This window comes from Microcoleus sp. MOSTC5 (assembly GCF_036701825.1).
Classification (GTDB): Bacteria; Cyanobacteriota; Cyanobacteriia; order Cyanobacteriales; family Microcoleaceae; genus Microcoleus; species Microcoleus asticus.
Window position 1 is genome coordinate 46,042 of record NZ_JAUBRK010000016.1, and the last position, 21,930, is coordinate 67,971.

Sequence of the window (21,930 nt, forward strand, 5' to 3'; positions counted from 1 at the left end):
AGACATTGCGAATTGGGCATTGCGAATTGGGTATTGCAAATTGGGCATTGCGAATTGGGCATTGCGAATTGGGCATGGTTAACAATTAACTAATAACTAAGAACCGATGCCCTATGCCCCATGACCTATTACCGAATTTGAATATCTCTCACTCGCACGGGCACACAAGCGTGAGTCATTTGAGCAACCTGCATCGGCTCGCCTTTTCCGCATATATGAGTACCGCACTGAACCAGCTCCGAAGCCGGCCCGATCGCATCTATTTGATTCCAGAAATCAGTAGTCATCGCCTGATAAGTTACATCCTTTAACATACCGACAACTTTACCTTTTTCCACCTTCCAAAAAGCATCGCCGCCAAATTGAAAATTGCGCCGCTGCTGGTCGATCGAATAACTACCTATACCGTCGATTAAAATCCCGTCTTCCGTATCCGCAATCATCTCTGCCAAAGTAGCAGTATGGCTGCCACCATCCGGGCCAGGTTCCAATCCCAAATTGGGAATTCTCACCATCGGCACGCTCGACCAACTGTCAGCGTAAGCAGAACCGTTGCTGCTGGCACGTCCGAGGCGATAAGCCGTCTCTCTGTCAGTGAGATAATCAACTAAAATCCCATCCTTGACAACGTACCAATCTTGTGATTTTACGCCCTCATCATCGTAACCCATTGTACCGCGACCGCCCGGTTGAGTGCGATCGCACTTAAAATTCACCCAAGGTGCAGCATATTGCAGTTTATTTAACTTATCAGTAGTAGCAAAGCTCGTGCCAGCAAAATTAGATTCGTAGCCGTAAACCCGGTCTAATTCTGTTGGATGTCCTACTGATTCGTGGATAGTCAGATACAAATTTGTCGGCTTAAGAATCAGGGATTTGCAAATACCAGCCGGGACTGTGGGAGCGCTGACTTTTTCAATAGCTTCGGCCGCAACTCTTTCGACTTGACTCAACAAATCCTCGGGATTAATATGTTCGTAACCGATATTCATTGGCGGGCGATCGTAACTGCGACTTTGGGCATCGCCGCCCGCAATTGCCGTACAGTCAAAACCCGGATAGCTGCGGTAGATTGTTTGTTCGATTAGCGAGCCTTCTGTAGAAGCAAAAACCTTGTCTTCGCGGCTTGACTGCAAAAAAGAAGAAGCTTTTTTGATGCCTTGTGCGCCGTGTGCTAGCAGCCGCTCGTTGATAGTTAGCAGCAGTTCGGCTTTGTCAGCAACGGGTACAGAAAAAGGGTCAATGGTGATGGGAGTAATGTAGGTATCGACATATTTTTCGATAGGCACTAACCGCACCGGTTCCTTCTGAGTTAGGCGGCTGCCTTTGGCGATTTCTACAGCCAAAGCGACTATTCTTGCAACCTCTGCGGGTGTTTTGCTGTGACTGGCGGCAAACCCCCAAGCGCCGTCTAGAAGCACTCGCACGCCAAAACCGGAACTTACATTATCTGACAGTTGACTTAAAGATCGATCGCGCGCGTAAAGATTCTGCTTTCGGTAAGTGCAAAAACGCACATCACCGTACTCGCAACCTGTTTTACGAATCAAATCTACAGCCAAATTTGCCAACTCGTTAGCAGAGATTTTTGCAGTTAATTGCACCATAGTTATTCGTCATTCGTCGTTAGTTGTCAATTATTATAGCGCTTTTCTATTTTTTGAACGAACCGCCGCGAAGAACACGAAGGAAGAACAGCATCTTCTTCTTTCTCATCCTTCGCGCCTTCGCGGTTCATTTACTCTGATATCTTGCACCATTATCCATAGCTCTTTTATGGGCGGGCAGGATGCCAACCCCACAATAAACTTACTGTTTGTGGAACAGGCATCTTGCCTGTTAATGTGGGACAGGCATCCTGCCTGTTAAGCGATAATGGTGCAAAATCTCATTTTAATCCTACTCCATTTCCTGCAAAACCCCAGTCAAAATTTCCACAAGGCGATCGATATGTTCCTTCTCAATAATCAGCGGTGGCGACAAAACAATAATATCACCCGTAGTCCGAATTAGCAACCCTTTTTCATAGCACTGCAAGAAACAATCAAAAGCCCGTTTCCCCGGCTTCCCAGCAATAGATTCCAACTCAATTCCCGCCACAAGTCCCAGATTGCGAATATCAATCACGTGGCGCACGCCCTTCAAAGAATGAACCGCATTCTCCCAGTAACCAGCCATCTTATCTGCCCGTTCAAATAACCTTTCTTCCTCATAAATATCCAGCGTCGCCAAAGCAGCCGCACAAGCCAGAGGATGACCAGAATAAGTATAACCGTGAAAAAGCTCGATCGCATTTTCAGGAGCATTCATAAAAGCATCGTAAATGCCTTCTTTCACAAACACCGCGCCCATCGGCACCGTACCGTTAGTTATCCCTTTGGCCGCCGTCACAATATCGGGAACCACCCCAAAATATTCCGTTGCAAAACTGGAACCTAGCCGCCCGAAGCCGGTAATTACCTCATCAAAAATCAGCAGAATTCCGTACTTGTCGCAAATCGCCCGCAGCCGCTCTAAATAACCTTTCGGCGGAATCAAAACCCCTGTAGAACCCGCTACGGGTTCGACAATTACCGCTGCAATATTAGACGCATCGTGCAAAGCGACAATCCGCTCCAATTCATCCGCCAAATGCGCTCCCCATTCCGGTTGTTGGCGGCTAAAAGCATTGTGTTCGAGACTGTGAGTGTGAGGCAAATGATCGACTCCCGTGAGCAAACTGCCAAAAAACTTGCGGTTTGTACCGATACCGCCGACAGAAATTCCCCCAAAGCCAACGCCGTGATAGCCGCGTTCCCTGCCGATCAATCTTTGGCGAGTTCCTTCACCTTTTACCCGGTGATAAGCGATCGCAATTTTCAAAGCAGTTTCTACAGATTCCGACCCCGAATTAGTAAAGAAAACGCGATCGAAATTGCCTGGAATCATCTTTACCAAACGTTCCGCCAATTCAAAAGCCCCCGGATGTCCCATCTGAAAAGCCGGGGAGTAATCCAAACGCAAAACCTGCTGTTTAACTGCTTCGGCAATTGTCTCGCGCGCGTGCCCTGCATTCACGCACCACAGCCCCGCAGTACCATCTAAAATTGAGCGGTTATCATCGCTTGTAAAGTGCATATCTTTGGCAGAAACCAACATTCGCGGATTCGCTTTAAACTGTCGGTTGGCAGTGAAGGGCATCCAGTAAGCGTCCATATTTGTCATGTTTTGTTATCCTTTTATATTGATGCTTCTGCATCCAAACTATAGCTTGCTACCGATTGTCTATCGCCAGACACTTATTATAACTTTACAAATAGATATTGGCTCTTTTAATTTAAGCTTGGTTAACGAATCAAACCTTTCTATATACTCGTTACTAGGCTCTGCCTGGTAAGGCATATCCGGCGGCTCTGCCTCCTATTTTCCGGCTGGGAAAGCGAGGCTCTTCCTCTGGACATCGGTTCCTAGGCAGAGCCTAGAAACCAGTTAAAAATAGATGCGCCTCAGCTTAATTCACGATCGCGGGTACAGACTCATGGTGCAACAAACCGGTCAGCATTTTCACAGGCCTCTCGTCGTAGGGCCACGCGAAAGCATGGCGAAAAGCGGCCTCTTGACACGCTTGCAACTGCCGAAAATCAATGATATCCAAAGTTAACAAATTCTCGTACTCAAAAGGCAGCCGCACGTTGTGCAATCCCGCGTTGTCGGTACAAATGGCAATATCGACACCAGCTTCAAAACATCGATCGAACACAACCTTCAATTCGCGCATATCCTGCAACGTCCCCGTTTTGAGATAGGTAGTCGGGCAAACCTCCAAGCATTGACCCCTGCGCGCGACTTCTGGCAGCAATTCGGGATATTTTAAGGGAATTTGAATCCCGTGGCCGATACGCATCAGATAGGGCAAAAGTTCGGGATAACAGCCAGAGGTAGTTTCGTATAGGTGGCCGGTAGTTTTGATGCCGATCGACCTCGCGTACTGGTACAGTCCGACAAACTCCTCCAAACGCTCGCCAATACAATCATCGCCACCAGCTATATCGATCGCACAAACATATTCTCCCATTTGCGCCGCCAAATCTACGATCGCCCGATTCACCTCATAGGGTAAACGCGAGTGCATACACAAAATTTGGCTGGTAACAATCGGACAATCGCTAATTTGACTTGCCTTGCCCACAACCTTTACAATTTCTGCCATCAAATCAATGCGTTCTGACTGATTCAAATGTTCTGGAGTCCGCAAATAAGGCGTATAGCGCAACTCCAAATAAGCCAGATTTTCAAACACGTAAGCGCCCCGCATCAACCGATAGATAAAATAAGGCAAAGTTTCAACAGTTTGAACGCTTTCTACCAGCGTGTGCAGTTCCAAATACTCATTCAGAGTATTACGCGGACGAGTGTAAAACTCCTCAAACTCCGAGTATTCTTGAAATCGATTAACCATCTCAGCATTGTGGCGATCGAAATACCGCCACAGCACCCTAGGAACGACAGAACCACCCAGATGGCGGTGCAACTCAGCGTGTAAAGTCATGGCAACAAAGCCTCTATTTTCTCAATGTTAACAAAAATTAATTTGACCGAAAACAATCGGGTCTGTTGCCTCCGGACTCGTCTGTGGATCGGCTCTCACTAATTTGCGTATCCGATCGACCTGTGAACCGATGTATCAGTGGTCTAGCCTCTAAAATCTAAAATCCAAAATCTAAAATCTAAAATTGATTGACATTTCGGACGCATTCGTCCATAATCGGAGATTGTGTCAACCTGAACTGAACGCGAGAAACCCTTGGCTAACGTAGTTGTGATCGGCGCCCAGTGGGGCGATGAAGGAAAAGGCAAAATTACCGATTTGCTCAGCAAATCCGCAGATATCGTTGTCCGCTACCAAGGGGGCGTCAACGCCGGTCACACCGTGGTAGTAAACGGTCAGACTTTCAAGCTGCACTTAATTCCGTCCGGGATTCTCTACCCTGATAAAGAGTGTATCATCGGCTGCGGTACGGTCATCGACCCTAAAGTTTTAATTGCAGAGTTAGACCAGTTAGAGGCACTGAATATTTCGACAGCCTCCCTGATGATTTCGGAGACGGCTCACGTAACGATGCCCTATCATCGATTAATTGATGTAGCATCGGAAACGCAGCGGGGAAATTATAAAATCGGGACCACGGGACGCGGAATTGGCCCTACTTACGCCGACAAGTCAGAACGCACTGGCATTCGGATGCTCGATTTAATGGACTTGGAAGGGTTGCAAGAACAACTGGAATGGACGATTAATTGTAAAAATGTCCTTCTCGAAAAACTCTACAATTTGCCACATCTAAATCCCCAAGAGGTAATTGATGAATATCGAGTTTATGCGGAACGTTTGCGGCCGCACGTAGTAGATAGTTCCCTAAAAATTTATGAGGGAATTCACAAGCGGAAAAATATTCTGTTTGAAGGCGCGCAAGGCACTTTATTAGACTTAGACCACGGTACTTATCCTTACGTTACTTCCAGCAATCCCATCGCTGGTGGGGCTTGTGTGGGAACCGGAGTCGGCCCGACAGCGATCGATCGCGTAATTGGCGTAGCAAAAGCTTATACAACCCGCGTCGGCGAAGGCCCTTTCCCTACCGAAATGGTAGATGGAATAGGCGAAATTTTGGGCGATAGAGGTGCAGAATTCGGCACGACAACCGGCCGCAAACGCCGCTGCGGCTGGTTCGATGCGGTAATCGGCCGCTACGCAGTCCGCATCAACGGTCTTGACTGTCTGGCAATTACCAAACTAGATGTTTTGGATGAATTAGAAGAAATAAAAGTTTGCGTTGCTTACGAAATTGACGGCGAAAAATGTGTTGATTTCCCCAAAAGTTCCCGGATATTTGCTCGGTGCAAACCTATTTACGAAACCCTTCCCGGTTGGAAACAGTCCACTGAAGAGTGCCGCAATTTGGAAGATTTGCCACCGCAAGCATTGGATTATCTGAAGTTTTTGGCAGACTTGATGGAAGTACCGATCGCGATCGTTTCTCTCGGTGCGAGCCGCGACCAAACTATTATTGTAGAAGACCCGATTCACGGGCCGAAACGCGCTTTGCTCTCTGCTGACGGCCATCCCGCCAAACCATTTTAGGTTTGAGATTTTAGATTGGGAAAGAGTGATGGGGAGATTGGGAGATTGGGAGAGGCCCAGAGTCGGAGAATAGCCAAATTCCCAATTCCCAATTCCCAATTATTACGATCAAATATTCAGCGAATTTAATTAAGTTCGATCGCTGTAGCATAAATTTGATAAAATGTGAAAACAATCAACAGAAAGTCATAAAATGGAACTCGCAGTAGAATGTCAAAAGCGGGCCGAAGGCAGCAAACCTAACGCCCTCCGCCGCTCTGGATTGATTCCCGCCGTCCTCTACGGCCACAAAGGATCTGAATCCATTTCCCTTACCATCAAAGCCAAAACAGTTGAAAACCTGCTCAAAAAGCACGTAGTCAACAATGCCCTAATTGACCTCAGCATTCCCGACCTCTCTTGGAGCGGAAAAACCTTGCTCCGGGAAGTTCAAGTTCATCCTTGGAAGGGCTATCCTTACCACCTGAGCTTTTTCTCCGTGGCAACTCAAGACAGTCTGGAAGTTGAAGTGTCCCTGAATTTTGTCGGCGAAGCTGTCGGCGTCAAGTTAGAAGGCGGCATCTTGGATACCGTACTGACGCAACTAGCAGTTAAGTGCAAACCAGACAGCATTCCTGAAGCAATTGAAGTAGATATTTCTAATTTAAAGGTAGGGGATGCGGTGCACATTCACGAATTAGTTTTGCCTGCGGGAGTGGTAGCTCTCGGCGAACCCGATCAGGTGGTTGTTACAGTGCTGGGAATTCAAGCAGGTTCTGAAGCCGAAGACGCAGAAGAAGACGCAGAGGCAGCAGCTTGATTAGTAATTACTAATAGTTGTTAACTAATTGTTGAAAAAAAAAGGGCGATCGCTTTCTCCCAAAAGGGCGATCGTTTTTTGCTAAAAAGGCTATTCTCGTTTGGGTTCGACCGCACATCTTTCACCAGGCTCAAAAACAGGCTTTCGAGCCTGTTCCATAAAGAGTGAATTTCTTTCTTGTGGGCCGTTGCTCCTAGCCCGCCGGTAAAAAGCCTGTAGAAAAGGGTGCAATCTTCCTTACCCAATCAACAAAAAAGCATCCCACAAGCAAGCACCGGCAGTGTTTATTTTTCTTTACAAAACGGGCGATCGACCCGAAGGTACAAAAGTCTGGACTGGCGCGCAAATCTCCCAGAAACCGTACTGATTCTTACATATTTAGCCGTAAAATCAAAAAAATCAGCCGAGAATCCCGGTTCCTCCCCAGCACCGAGAGTCAAAAAAATTAAGAATTGGGGGAACAAGCCCGCTACTCTTAGTGTCAAACGCGAGTATAATTGTGAAACGTTTTGACTACCCTATTTAATTCCTGCCTCTGGAGCCGCCGCCCATATGCCATCAACAGTGAGTACAGAATCAACAGCGGTTCAATTTAACCAACAGGGAGAAACATACTTATCCCAAGGAAAATTAGAAGAAGCGATCGCCTCCTGCGAGCAAGCTTTGAAAATTCACCCCAATTTTGCACCGGCTTACAAGACTTTGGGCAACGCGCTGCAAGCTCAAGGCAGGATGGAAGAGGCGCGGCACTGGTACGCAAAAGCGATTGAAATAGAACCGAATTTTGCGGAAGTATACGCGAATTTGGGCAGCCTTGGCGCGCAGCAGCAAAAATGGCAGGAGGCGATCGGATTTTATCAAAAGGCGATCGCGATTAAGCCGAATTTCGCGGGAGTGTACCGGAATTTAGCAAAAGTATTCGGACAAATTAGCAAACCGGAAGAAGCCCAGCAGTGCTGGTATCAAGCATTTAGTTTGGAACCGGAAAAAGTAGCGCCTGTGGAACACTTGAATATGGGCGACGCTTTTTTTCGGCAGGAAAAATTCCCCGAAGCGATCGCTTGTTACGATCGCGCCATAAAATTAAATCCTAATGTGGCGACTCCTTACCAAAATTTGGGCGAAGCGCTCAAAAAACAAGGCAAGTTAGAGGAAGCGACAGCATATTATCGCAAAGCTATTGAACTCAACGCAGCTAATGCGAGAAACGGCAGCGAGGGACAGCAAACTTTGGCGGGTGCAACTGCGACAAACGGTGCAGTTAAGCAGCAGCCCGCAGCAACCGCAGTTAAGCCACCAGTGCAGCCGCCAGTTAAGCCGCCAGTTCAGCAGGCAGTTAATTCTACAATTAATATAGAAGATCCAGAAGCATACAAAATACTGGCAGAAGGCTATTTTGCTCAGGGCAAATTGGAACAGGCGATCGCAGCTTGCAAGAAGGCGCTGCAAATTAAGCCGGAAGCGCCGCTTTACAAAATGCTGGGCAACGCCCTGCAAGCTGGCGGCAAAATTGATGAAGCTAAAAGTTGCTATGTCAAAGCAATAGAAATTAACCCAAATTTTGCCGAAGCTTATGCTAATTACGGCAGCATTTGCGCGCAGCAAGAACAGTGGCAGCAAGCGGTTTCTGCTTACGAAAAGGCGATCGCCCTGAAACCGGATTTTGCAGGTGCTTTCCGCAATTTTGCGAAACTTTTGACGCAGTTAGGCAAATCGGAGGAGGCGGCTGAGGCTTGGTATCGAGCATATGCGATCGACCCCAAGTCGGGTACCGCTGAGGAACACGAAAATTTAGCCAAAACTTTGATCGAGCAAGGTAAGGTAGATAAGGGAATTGAGTGTTACCGGCGCGCGGTGGCATTGAACCCAAATGCTGGCGCAGCTTATCACGAATTGGGCGAAATTCTCAGAAATCAAGAACAGTGGGAAGCGGCGGTAGATGCTTACAGCAACGCTATTAGAAATAATCCCGAACTTTCTTGGTCGCACAACAATTTAGCTGAGTCGCTGGTTAAGTTGGAACGGTGGGAAGAAGCTGTAAATGCTTACCGCAAGGCGATCGAATTAAATCCAGATTTTAGCTGGTCTCACAACAATTTAGCAGACGTGCTGCTGAAGTTGGAACGGTGGGAAGAAGCTGTAGAGTCTTACCGGAAAGCAACAGAATTAAATCCAGATTTCAGTTGGTCGCACAACTATTTAGCTGACGCGCTGATTAAACTGGGAAGGTGGGAAGAGGCAATTTCGGCTTACCAAAGGTCGATCGAACTCAATCCCGACCATTTTTGGTCGCACAACAATTTAGCAGAAGCGCTGCTGAATTTGGAACGGTGGGATGAGGCGGTTGTTGCGTACCGGCGTGCTAACGAAATCAATCCGAATTTCTTCTGGTCGCAGAGCAAGTTGGGCGACGTGTTGCTAGAAATGGAAAGGTGGGAGGAAGCGATCGAGGTTTACCGGCGCGCAGCAGAGTTGAATCCTGATTTTCCTTGGACTTATTACAACATGGGAACGGCTTTTGAGAAGCTGGAACGGTGGGATGAGTCGATCGCCGCTTACCGCCATGCTGTGCAAATTCAGGCGGATTTGCCGTGGATTTCGCAAAAGTTGGCTGATGCTTTGAGGATGCGATCGCAGTGGGATTTGCGGGATGCGATGGGTTTGTACCGGCGGGCGATTGAGGAGAATCGTGATGACGTGCAGTTGTATCACAAGGCGCTGGAGATTGCGCCGAATGATGCTGACCTTTATGTTGGGTTGGCTGATGCTTTGGTGCGGAAGAATTGGCCGGATGGGGCGATCGTCTTTTATCAGATGGCTTTGCAGATTCGGCCGGACGATCGGGCTATTTCTGAGCGGTTAGAAGAGGTGTTAAAAAAAAAGGGTGTAAGTAGGGCGGCGGAAAAAAGCGAGCGCGCTGTTCACGGACATTCTGGAAGTGCGATCGAACACAGCCCTGGGATAGCTGCCGAGTATCACGAATTAGGGGCGTCTCTGCAAGAAGAAGGTAAATTTGCCGAGGCTGTGGCCGCCTACCGCAAAGCAATTGCAATTAATCCCAATTACTTTGGAACTCACCACAATTTAGGCGATGTCCTGAAATGGATCGGTAAAGTTGATGAGTCTATTAAAAGCTATCAGAAAGCGGCAGAACTGAATCCAAATTTCGTTTGGTCGCACCACAACTTAGCGGATGTATATCAACAAGAAGGTCGGCTTGATGAAGCTGTTGCTGCTTATCGGAAAGCGATAGAGGTTGCTCCTGACTTTGGCTGGTCGTACCACAATTTAGCAAAAACTTTAGCTAAACAAGACAAGCTTTCAGAAGCTCTGGAAGCTTATCAGACGGCGAGCAAACTAGATCCGAAACTTTTTGGTTTGGATTATCAAAACTTGCGAGATTCGCTATTCCTCGGTCAAGACCCAGCTTACACGAAGTGGCGCGCTAAGAACAGCCCCAGAGAAGCTGATTTGCGGAAAATGGCGCAAACATTAGAAATATTTAACTACAAGCCGCTGATTAGTATTGTCATGCCGGCTTACAATACGCCAGAAAATTATTTGCAGGAGGCAATAGAATCAGTTCTCAATCAGATATATCCTTATTGGGAATTGTGCATTGCGGATGACGCATCAACCGCGCCTCATGTCAAGCAAATTTTGCAAGAATATGCAGCCAAAGATAGCCGGATCAAAGTAGCTTACAGAACCAAAAACGGTCACATTTCTCACTGTTCTAATTCTGCTTTGGAGTTGGCGACGGGTGAATTTGTATCTTTGCTAGACCACGACGATACACTGACACCAGAGGCGTTGTATGAAGTGGTGCTGTTGCTGAACAGGCACCCGGAAGCGGACATGATTTATTCAGATGAAGATAAGATTTATCAGGATCGGGAACTGATAAATCCTTTCTTCAAGCCAGAATGGAGTCCGGATTCATTTTTATCTCGGATGTACACTTGCCATTTGGGAACTTACAGGCGATCGCTAATTAATGAAATCGGCGGTTTTAGAGCTGGTTTTGAAGGAGCTCAGGATTACGATCTGGTTTTGAGGTTTACAGAAAAAACTGACAAAATATTTCACATCCCTAAAATTCTTTACCACTGGAGAATGCACGCAGGTTCGGCTGCTGGCGGTGTAGAGGCTAAACCCTATGCCTATGATGCAGGGCAAAAAGCTTTGCAAGAGGCGATCGAACGCAGGGGCGAACCGGGGAAAATTGAAGGCGTTCCCTATTTTTTGGGACACTTTATTGCACGCTACAAAATTGCGGATTACAAGCGGGTCAGCATCATTATTCCGACGCGGGATTTGGGCGATGTTTTGGACAATTGCTTGGAGTCTATCTTTACTAAGAGCGTCTACCCCAACTACGAAGTTATCGTCATCGATAACGGCAGTCAAGAGCAACACACGGCGGAAATTCTGGCTAAATGGACGGCTAAGGAATCAGCGAGGTTTAAAAGTTATCGACTCGATATTCCGTTCAATTTCTCTAAGATTAACAACTACGCTGCTAGCAAAGCGGAGGGAGATTACTTGCTGTTCTTGAATAACGATACAGAGGTAATTACTCCCGATTGGATTGACGGGATGGTTGAACAAGCTCAGAGAAGCTCGATCGGGGCTGTGGGCAATTTGTTGATATATTCAGATAACAAAATCCAGCACGCGGGAGTGGTGATGGGACTCGGCGGCGGAGTTGCAGGTCACAGTTATTACCATATGCCGCGATCGATACCAGGCTATTTCGGGAATGTGGTAGGCATGAACAATGTTTCAGCGGTAACTGCTGCGTGTTTAATGTGTCGCCGCGAAGTATTTGAAAGTGTTGGGGGGTTTGACGAAGAACTAACAGTGGCGTACAATGATGTGGATTTGTGTTTGAAAATGCTAGAGAAAGGGTACCGAAATATTTACCTGCCTCATGTAGTTCTCTACCACCACGAATCTAAAAGCCGGGGTTACGAAGACTCGCCGGAAAAGAAAGAGCGGCTGAGGAAGGAATCGAAGCTAATGGAAAGCAGGTGGCAAAAATATATTGACAATGACCCTTACTACAGCCCTCATTTAACCAGAGCTTGTCAAGACAGCGGTATCAGATTGGAGGACGAGAATTGGCGGCCGACGAATTAAGAACATCCCCATGAGTTTAGGGTGTCAACTTAAGCCTAAATCCCTCTGTATCTCAGGTTTGTATCGAAGTCTAGATCCCCCTAAATCCCCCTTAATAAGGGGGACTTTGAACACTCTTGTCCCCCCCTTATTAAGGGGGCTAGGGGGGATCGAGGGGTTGGAAAACACACCCTAGGCTGTACCGATGACTCGCATACCCACAAGCTACTTATAAACCCCCATCGACCAAGCTAAAAAAAGGAAATATACGGTACAAAATTATGAATAACTCATTACAAGTGCATGAAGAGACTGCTTCTAATTATTTTCACAAAGGCAACCTCCTGAAACAGTCTGATAAATTAGAGGAAGCCGCCGCCGCCTACCAGCGATGTACGGAACTCAACCCGGAATTTTCTTGGTATCACCACAATTTGGGTGAAGTTTTGGCGAAATTGGGGCAGCGGGATGGGGCGGAGAAAAGTTACCGCAGGGCCTGCGAACTTAACCCGAATTCGGCTTGGTCTTGGCACAATTTAGGGGAGGTTTTGGAACAGCAGGGAAATCTAGATGAAGCCGTGGCTGCGTACCGCAAATCCGTGGAAATATATCCAGATTTCTACGAGTTTCACAATAGTTTAGGGAAGGCTTTGTGCTTGCAAGGTCAACTGGATGAATCAGTAAGTTGTTTGCGAAGAGCGATCGAGCTTGACTCGGAATCGGCTTTGCCTTACCAAAATTTGTGGGAGGCTTTGGCAAGACAGGGAAGGGTTGATGAAGGGATTGAGTGCTTGCGTCATGCGATCGATCTAAATCCAGGTGATGGGGAATTGTACCTGAAGTTGGCAGAGGCTTTGCAGGGTAAGAATGAATTAGCAGAAGCGGTGGGTTATTACCGAAAGGCGATTCAGTTAAAACCAGATTTCCATTGGCTTTACTATAAATTGGGAACGGCTTTATCGGCACAGGGTCAATGGGAGGAGGCGATCGCGGCTTACAGCAACGCCGCTGAGTTGGAACCGAGTTCGGGGATCGTCCACCACTATTTGGGGCATACTTTGTCGATCGTGCAGCGGTGGGAGGAGGCGATCGAATCTTATCGGAAAGCGCTTCAGATCGCACCTGACTCCGCGATCGTTTACCAGCATTTGGGCGATGCTTTGGCGAAACTGCAAAAGTGGGAAGAATCTGTCGATGCCTACGGCAAATCGGTTCAGTTTGAGCCGAATTCGTTGGAGGCTCAGGATCATTTGGGGTTTGCTCTATATCAGTTGGGGCGGTGTGATGAGGCGATTGTTGCGTATCGTAAAGCTTTGGAAGTCGCCCCCTTTTCGGATGTTGTTAATTTTCATTTAGCAGATGCTTTAAGACAGCGAGGAACTCAGCCGGATTTAGATGAGGCTTACAAATACTACAACCAAGCCATTGAAAGTAATCCCAATAATTTAGATATTTATCACAAAATGTTAGCTCTTAAGCCACAAGATGTTCAACTATATATTAAACTATGCGAGGCTTTGGAAAAACAAAATCAATGGCAAAAAGCACTTGTTTTATACAAAATGGGACTCGTGCTTCATCCAAGTAATAAAATTTTTTTATTAGCAATTGAACGAATTTTAGATCGATCAAATAAATTACTTACTAAACGAGGTAATACTTTATCCATATCCCCAAATATGGTTTATGAGCAAAGTTTGAAGAATAAATTGCAATACCAGGTAGTATCTACTAGCCCTGATGATGTTTATGCACAATGGCTGAGAGAAAATAGCCTTCGATTAGCAGATTTCCATCGCATGGTAGATATAGTCCAAGCTCTCAAGTATCAACCTCTAGTCAGTATTATTATGCCAGTTTATAATACACCTGAGTTGTTTCTGAGAGAATCAATTGAGTCTGTGCTCGCTCAAGTTTATAATAACTGGGAACTTTGTATTGCAGACGATGCTTCTACCTTACCGTACGTCAAGCAAGTTTTAGAAGAATATTTAGCTAAAGACCCTCGAATAAAAGTTGCTTTTAGAAATGAGAATGGTCACATTGCTGCTTGCTCAAATACAGCTTTAAATCTAGCAACGGGTGAATTTGTCTCATTCCTAGATCATGATGATGTTCTGACACCGGATGCCCTGTATGAAATAGCCTTATTGCTAAATCGTCATCCCGAAGCTGATATGATATATTCGGATGAAGATAAGCTTGATGAACAAGGGCAACGTACTCAACCATACTTTAAACCTGATTGGTGTCCTGATTTATTTTTATCACAGATGTACACTTGTCACTTTAGTGTATATCGGCGTAACTTAGCAACTCAATTAGGTGGTTTTCGACTTGCCTATGCTGGTTGCCAGGATTACGATTTAGCTCTCAGATTGACTGAAAAAACGAACAAGATTTTTCATATTCCTAAGATTCTTTATCACTGGCGAATTCATCCCCAGTCGGCAGCTAGTGGTATCAGTGCCAAACCTTATGTTTACGAATTAATTGAAAAATTATTAGCGGAAACAATTTCTCGCAGAGGCGAAAACGGGAGAATAATTGAAGTACCTGGATTTCCAGGTAATTATACGATTCGCTACTCAATTCAAACTTACAAAAAAGTAAGTATAATTATCCCCACAAAAAACCTCGGTACGCTTCTCAATCAGTGTCTTAAATCAATCTTTGAAAAAAGCACCTATCCAACTTATGAAGTAGTTGTAATTAATAATGGTAGTGATGAGGCAGAAGCAGCTTCTGTAATTTCCTTTTGGCAAATTCAGGAACCAAAGAGATTTAAGTGTTATGATTTAGATATTCCTTTCAACTACTCTAAAATCAATAACTACGCTGTAAGTAAGGCACAAGGCGACTACCTTTTATTTTTGAATAATGATACGGAAGTGATTACACCGGACTGGATTGAGGGAATGGTTGAGCAAGCCCAAAGAGCGAGTATAGGGGCTGTGGGTGCTTTATTGCTATACCCAGATGGTTTGATTCAGCACGCTGGAGTCGTGCTAGGAATTGGCGAGGTAGCAGGTCACACTCATCACGGATTTGATTCTAAGCATCCAGGGTATTTTGGGAAAATTATTCTTGCGAACAATTACTCCGCAGTGACAGGCGCTTGCTTAATGTGCCGGAGAGAAGTTTTTGATGAAGTTGGAGGGTTTGATGAGCAAATTGCTGTTGCCTATAATGATGTAGATCTTTGCTTGAAAATGAGACAGCATGGTTACTATAATATTTACCTGCCTCATGTTGTTCTATATCACTATGAGTCAAAAACTCGTGGTTATGACGATACTCCAGAAAAACGAGATCGTTCTCGGCAAGAATCTAAGATTATACATCAGAGGTGGGGAGAAGTTATTGAAAATGACCCTTGCTATAATCCCAATTTAACTAAGGCAAAGCGAGACTATGGTTTAAATATTCTTTACACAACCCTTGTGGAAATTGTGTCTGTAAGTCTATATGAAAATTCTCCTTTGTTATGGGGAGGGGCCATTGATTCACCTGTACCTGGAAAACGGTTTTATGATAATTTCGTTGGAATAAGAGGCTGGGTTGTAGGTAAAAATCATCGTGTTGTTGCAGTTGAAGCAATTAGGAATGGTGAAGTGATTCAGGAAAATTATGTTAACTTGTGTCGCCCAGATGTAGCCAAGGTATATCCAATCTCAGAAGAAGAATATAGCGGTTTTTCGTTAACAGTAAAGGTAGCCTCAGTAATGGGTGATACTGAAATAATCTTGCAAGCTGTTTTTGAAGATGGAAGCCGTGTTTTATTAGGAAAAGTACAGTTACGATTGGATATACTCAACTAATAAGCTGTTACGCAGTTAACCTGCTTATCGCTCGAAGGGCTGTTTCAAGTAGCACAGGCAAGATGCCTGTGCTACTTGAGTCAATTTAGATGCACAGACAGGCAGCTTACGCATTATTGATTGCTTCTAAATTCTCTTTAACTAAGGAATCAATCAGTTTTTTCCACTCTTGTGAATTAGTCAAAGATTCTATATCTAAATCAGAACCATTGTCAGCAAAAAACTGATTAATTATTTTTACCCAACTTAACACTATTTCAGTTGGCAGTAAAGATGTGTAGTTTCGAGATTGGTTTAAATATTGAGCCATCTGTTCCCGATCGTCTTTGTAGTAAGCATAGGCAGCTTTTTCTACTATAAATTTATAGTAACTATTAGTTGGAGATTGATGTATTCTTCCTAAAGGCTTATGTAATTGATTTAACAATTGTTCAAGTTCTGCTTGAGTCTGATGGACTTGAGATTGCGACTGCTGTAATTCTTTTTCAAGTTGATGAATATGAGAGTGTAAATTTTCTAAGCCTTGGTTAGCAGAATGTAGTTGCCCGTGAATTTTAGTTTGGTTAACCACCCCAAAAATGTCTTGATGTTTTGCTAATTTGATTAAAAAAGTGTAAAAGTCTAGTGAAAAATTATCGCTTAAGTTTTGAACTAATTTTTGGCTGTCAGGTAATTGGTATAAAATTTGAAAACAAAAGTTTCTATGAGATGGACGATCTACCCAAAATGCTAGAACAGCCATAAAAAAAGATGCTAGCTCACTATCTACCGTATCTGTCCCTTTTAGGCAGCAAGTCAAAAATTTTTCTAATTCAGTGTCTAATACCGTTTTCTCCCTGCCAATGTACATCTGATCGAGTGTATCAGGGGTAAATATTTTACGAAAATTATCAATTACTACAGGATTAAGATAGTGCTTCAACACCTCAGTCAGTTCTAAGTAATGGAGGCTATGAGTTTCTGGTTTACCAGCACTTCCCTGATTATCGTGAACGCGGAATTTAACCAATTTTTCTGGTATGATATAAAACTCGTACTTCAGACAAAGGCGTATCCAGAAATCAAAGTCTAATAGTAAGGCAAATTTCTCATTAAAGAAACCAAGATCTTCTTGACATTGCTTTCGTATTAAGCCGCTGGGATGGCATAAACAGTTATCGTTTAAAAAGAAATTTCTTAGCCAAGCAAATCTACTTGTTTGATTAGGTCGATCGAATATTCCTTGATAAGCTGTTTTTCCACTAAAAGGATTTCCATCTTTATCAATAATTTCAGCATAACTAAACACAGCGCCTATGTGAGGGTTTTTGTCTAAGAATTGGATTTGCTTTTCTAGTTTATCTGGTAAAAAAGCATCATCGGAGTTTAAAAGTGATATAAATTCACCTTTAGCATTTCTGATACTATTGTTCATTCCTCCACAGTGTCCTTGATTTTTTGGCAAGCGAAGCAGCTTAACCCGACTATCAGAGGTGAATTTTTTGATCGCAAGATTTGTTCCATCTGTAGAACCATTATCTGTAATAACAAGTTCAAAGTCTTGATAAGTTTGTCGCAATACGCTTTGAACTGCCTCTTCTACATATTTTTCATCATTGTATGCTGGCATAACAACTGATACTCTAGGCATGAAAATTAGACTCCTTAATTTTTCATTTTTTTTATGAAACTCATTTAATCTTAACCAAGCATTCTTACTGATTAAGATAACCTAAGTTTCCACCAGTTTATCGTTTGCTCTAAACCTGTAGCCAAATCATAGTTGTGAAACAAACCTACTTCCTTAGATAAACGGGTAGCATCTGTAACCACTCAAGGTGGCTTTTCTATGTACTATTTTTGGGCGACCACACAAAAACAACTTCCATGAGGGTGGTCGGGCGCTTCAAAACTAATCGCAATATCTCGAAACCCAAAATATTGCAAACACAAACAAAGATCTTCTCTATTCATCCAGTTACTGAAAGAGTTATTCCCGCCACAAAAACTTAGGTTATCAATCAACAGAGCGTTTTGATATTCTTGGCGGTAGAGAGTATGTTTAAAGCCTTGGTATTCTGTTGGAATACCAGATGAAAATTTTGGAGATAGATAAGGACAGGTTTGGAACATCTCAGGGGAGTAATAATGAGTCCACATGAAAACTACATCTGATACCTCAGAGATCAAAAAGATTAACTCGGCTGGATTCACCATGTGGTAAAGTACCCCACTAGCTAAGCAAATATCAAATTTCCCTGGATTTGTCCGCAGATATTCTACAAAATCTCCGCATAAAAACTGACTCCGTTTCAAACCCAGCAATTCTTTAATAATTAAGCATTTTAAATAGGCTCGTGTGTTTGACTCAATTGCTGTTATTGAATCTGCTCCTAGTGTCTCCATCATATACGTATGTCCTGCTTCTAGCGGACCTAACTCAAGGATTTTTTTGCCTTTTACTGTTTCTTCTCCCCCAACTTGTTCAACAGACCATAAGATACGAGAATCTTCAAATAGTGGAATTGTGCCAGCTTGTAGATCTGAAAAACTTCCAGGCAACTTAGAAGACCATTCACCTTTAAAAATATCCAGTGCATTTTGGGGAGTTGGTCCTACTTTGACAAAAGAATCAAGTATATTCATAAACTCTATCCAGACTTTTTTGTAGTTATACAGAAATATTACAGTGAACCATGTTATAGCCTAGAAAACCTTGTCCTTCCTCAAGATCGAGTTATTTGTACGTGAAGGAAGGATCTTCAGCCATATTTGGCGCTCATAGGATTATATCATAGTTCACTACAAACTTTCTTTAAGTTGCTGCAACTTCATTTGAGATTCTTTTAACTTTTCCCGACCAGATTGAACCAATAATTTCGATCGCTCTATATCTTGGTTAACTTTTGATTCCAATGCGACCATATACTCAGCATGAGATAATTTCCTTCTGATTCTAATTGTCCCTAAGCTCACCTTCGTACCATTAGATAACACCGCTTCTAAAGCTATCTCTCCCTCTCCCTCAAACAATCCCAGTTCTGTCAACTCCAGTTGGCTAGGCGCTAAACTAGAAGAAAAACCAGAATTTTCCGGATCAGAAGCATCGGGGTAATTCTTGGCCACATCCAAACGGATTTGGTCAACAGGAATGGCTTGGACTAAACTTTTCCCATTCAAAACATGGACTTCTTTTACTTTTAACTTTTTCGCCAATACCCAACCTGTAACTGGTAAGTTGTCAGCATCACTGACATACCCTATTAATGGGTTATCAATACTAAAACCCCATAACATATCAGCAGGACTGGGTTTAGGACTAACATCTAATACTTCTACAAAAACATCTTGATCTAGTGCCATATTTGAAACCTCTATTAATTTACAAAGCTATTTTACTCTGAACTGGTAGATGCTGGCGACCTATTACTTATTACTTAGGTATCATTCCATTACCACCTGCTAAAATACTGAGTTTAGCAGGCGATCGTCTCACTGCTTGGCGAACTAGCTGTTGCCATTGAGCTAAGTTAGTCAAGGAATAGGTATCTAATTCAGTACCTTGGGCCGAAGCAAAGCGACTAAAATTTTCAATCCAGTCTATCATGGCTTGTGCCCGTGACAAGGAGGCATGACCTAAAGACTGTTGTAAATAGTTTGCCATTTGATCGTAATTACCGCCGTGATAGGCTTGCCACGCTTGCCATACTAAAGTTTTATACTTAGATACGCCCCCTTCACTTACTTGACTATCATTAAAAGTTTGCCAAGATTTGAGTTGTTCTATCTCTAATTGACTTGCTTTTAACTGAGACTGATAATTCGCTAATGCAATTTCAGATTCTACCAGATTTTGGTACATTTTATTGAGTTTTTGCTTAGAGGTATTTGCATCATCCTGTTTACTGGACAATAACTTTTCTATAGCTTGTTGTAACTCGTCTATATGACTTTGGGATTCTTGCAAAAGTAACTCTAATTGTTCTGATTCCTGTTGAATATTGTTTCTGACCGCCTCTAGCTGGATAATTATTTCTTGCTTTTCCGTCTCTAGCTGGATAATTATTTCTTGCTTTTCGGTGATTATTGCTCCATTTTGTTTGGTTTGTTGGTCAATCCTACTTAATTCTTCAATCACATGATAATACTCAGATTGATAACGCTTTAGTTCAGTTTGATTTTGATGTAAATGCGCTCGAACTTTCTGTAATTCCAATTGAGTTTCTTCATAACGACCCTGATAATCTGTTAAAATAGATTCCGTTTGCTTGAGTTGTTGCTGATAATTTTTAATTGATGCTTCTGCTTCCTTGATGCTAGTGTGAAACTGCTCTTTTAGTTGTTCTATTTCATTTTGATATTGATGAAGTGCATTTTCAGATTGGTGGTATTTATTTTGATATTCATTAGCATCAATTTGAGCCTGTTGTAGCTGGGTATGAGATTCCAGATATTTATCTTCATTGTTCCTCGCTATAGCCTCAAATTTTTCAATGTGAGTTTCATATTCACTCAAAAGTGCCTCTGCTTGGTGCAATTCATTTATAACTTTTTCTTGTGAATCAATGTGAGTTTCAAACTGCTCTTTTAATTTCTGTAATTCTGCTTGAGATTCCAAGTATTTATTTTGATACTCGTGTTGATCTGCTTGATATTCTTGCAATTTGGTCTGAGCTTCCAAATATTTATCATTATAATTTACAGCGATAACTTCCACTTCTCCCAACTCAGTTTTATATCCTCTTAAAACATCCTCAAGTTGATACAACTGATTTCGCAAATCATTGACAAAGTGATGAAGTTTTTGCTGATATTGCTCCAGTTGACTTACCTTTGTTTGCTCTTGTTTTAGTTCTGTGTGACATTCCTCTAAAACTGATTCTGCTTGATGGAGTTGGCTTTGAGAAAGCTCTAACAAAGATTCAATTTCCGCTCTTTTAGATTGATATTCGGCTGCAACATCCTCCGTCTGATTCAGTTGAGATTGGTATTGTCGTAAGAGATCCTCACTCTGTTGCAGTTGAGACTGGGATTGTTCTAGTTTCACCTGAGTAGCGTGTAGTTGAGACTGAGATAGTGTATTTCCCTCTTGAATAGCATGCACTTGAGACTGGGATTGCTCGATTTGAACTTGTAGTGCTTTATTCTCTGTTTCCAACTTGCGGATATTCGTCCAATCCTGAAAAGCCCAAATTCTATAAGGACTGGCATTAATCTTTTCCAACCATGAAAAATCAGGCTCGCATTGCGGTTGCCACGCCCTAGCTTCCAACTCCTGATACATCTGTATTGCTTCCGGAAAATAATGGGCAACCACACTAGGTCGATAACTATCCAAACTCAGTTGTTGCAATAAGGGTGGTTCATAAATATTTGCACCACTATAAATCAAATTAGTCTGCAACTTTTGATTAACTGATTCAATATACTTATCGGTTGCACCGATAATATTATTCAGGCTGGCTAAATGGCTTCGATCGGGAAATCGATGATAGCAATTTAATATCTTTCGATTATAGTGTAACCATATTTTAATCGCCATATCTGGCTGAGATTGAAATATATGATCCCCACGTCTGTATAGAGAATCTATTACCTCCCAAGGATAACGATAGATAAAAATAAACTTAGCTTCCGGTAATAATTCAGCCCAAAAATCTAAAAATAAAGTTGTACGTGGTTCTTTCCATCCCCAAATTAGACTCAAATTATTTTTTTTAATAATTTCTTTAGCTTTTTCAACAAATCTCTCCTCTACATCTATTTTTTCTTGCAATGTCCAACCAGCAGAGTTAATTCCTTGAGACTCCAAAACTGCCATGTGAAAATGATAAAAATCTTGATTCTCATAATGTCCCTTAATATTTCCTACATTGGGCGATAATAACTTACGACCAATATAGACACCCGCGCTTTGCAAAATAGCTGCTGTTAGAGAGCTACCTGAGCGGTGCATACTAGCAATAATTAGTACATTTGACTGAGTTTGATTTAGCATTTTGGTGAACTGTCTTGAGAATATATGGTTTAAAGTTTAGGAGAGAATTTAAGGAAGCCAATGGGCTAACTATTTTCCGTATACCATAAAG

11 protein-coding genes are annotated in these 21,930 nt (G+C 43.2%); 4 read left to right on the forward strand and 7 right to left on the reverse strand.

Translation table 11 applies throughout. The annotated features are described in order from the left end of the window. Positions 1–128: 128 nt before the first annotated feature. The 3 genes from QUA54_RS11110 to QUA54_RS11120 form a co-directional block, all read right to left on the reverse strand. Entirely contained in the window at positions 129–1,607 is a 1,479-nt protein-coding gene (locus QUA54_RS11110) for a TldD/PmbA family protein (protein WP_333414674.1), read from the reverse strand. A gap of 292 nt (positions 1,608–1,899) precedes the next feature. Further along, entirely contained in the window at positions 1,900–3,204 is a 1,305-nt protein-coding gene (locus tag QUA54_RS11115; RefSeq protein WP_333414675.1) for an aspartate aminotransferase family protein, read from the reverse strand. A gap of 286 nt (positions 3,205–3,490) precedes the next feature. Further along, positions 3,491–4,528 carry an adenosine deaminase gene (locus QUA54_RS11120; RefSeq protein ID WP_333414676.1) on the reverse strand — a complete coding sequence of 346 codons (1,038 nt, stop codon included), beginning with the start codon at positions 4,526–4,528 and terminating at the stop codon, positions 3,491–3,493. 255 nt (positions 4,529–4,783) lie between these two features. Here QUA54_RS11120 and QUA54_RS11125 point away from each other — a divergent pair, with 255 nt between their 5' ends. From QUA54_RS11125 to QUA54_RS11140, 4 genes are all read left to right on the forward strand, one after another. Further along, a complete protein-coding gene (locus QUA54_RS11125; protein WP_333414677.1) occupies positions 4,784–6,121 on the forward strand; it encodes an adenylosuccinate synthase in 1,338 nt (445 codons plus the stop codon). A 193-nt stretch (positions 6,122–6,314) separates the two neighbouring features. Beyond that, positions 6,315–6,920 carry a 50S ribosomal protein L25/general stress protein Ctc gene (locus tag QUA54_RS11130; protein ID WP_172185805.1) on the forward strand — a complete coding sequence of 202 codons (606 nt, stop codon included), beginning with the start codon at positions 6,315–6,317 and terminating at the stop codon, positions 6,918–6,920. 552 nt (positions 6,921–7,472) lie between these two features. Then, positions 7,473–12,062, forward strand: coding sequence for a tetratricopeptide repeat protein (locus QUA54_RS11135; protein WP_333414678.1), 4,590 nt, complete (start codon positions 7,473–7,475; stop codon positions 12,060–12,062). Between the two features lie 260 nt (positions 12,063–12,322). After that, positions 12,323–15,862: a tetratricopeptide repeat protein gene (locus QUA54_RS11140; protein WP_333414679.1), complete on the forward strand. Its 3,540-nt coding sequence runs from the start codon at positions 12,323–12,325 to the stop codon at positions 15,860–15,862. Positions 15,863–15,968: 106 nt separating this feature from the next. Here QUA54_RS11140 and QUA54_RS11145 read toward each other — a convergent pair whose 3' ends face one another. The 4 genes from QUA54_RS11145 to QUA54_RS11160 form a co-directional block, all read right to left on the reverse strand. Continuing rightward, a complete protein-coding gene (locus QUA54_RS11145) occupies positions 15,969–17,492 on the reverse strand; it encodes a glycosyltransferase (protein ID WP_333414680.1) in 1,524 nt (507 codons plus the stop codon). A 203-nt stretch (positions 17,493–17,695) separates the two neighbouring features. Beyond that, entirely contained in the window at positions 17,696–18,487 is a 792-nt protein-coding gene (locus tag QUA54_RS11150) for a class I SAM-dependent methyltransferase (protein ID WP_333414681.1), read from the reverse strand. Positions 18,488–18,643: 156 nt separating this feature from the next. Beyond that, complete coding sequence (locus QUA54_RS11155) at positions 18,644–19,204, reverse strand: hypothetical protein (protein ID WP_333414682.1); 561 nt, start codon at positions 19,202–19,204, stop codon at positions 18,644–18,646. Positions 19,205–19,274: 70 nt separating this feature from the next. Further along, positions 19,275–21,839 carry a hypothetical protein gene (locus QUA54_RS11160; RefSeq protein ID WP_333414683.1) on the reverse strand — a complete coding sequence of 855 codons (2,565 nt, stop codon included), beginning with the start codon at positions 21,837–21,839 and terminating at the stop codon, positions 19,275–19,277. Positions 21,840–21,930: the final 91 nt, after the last annotated feature.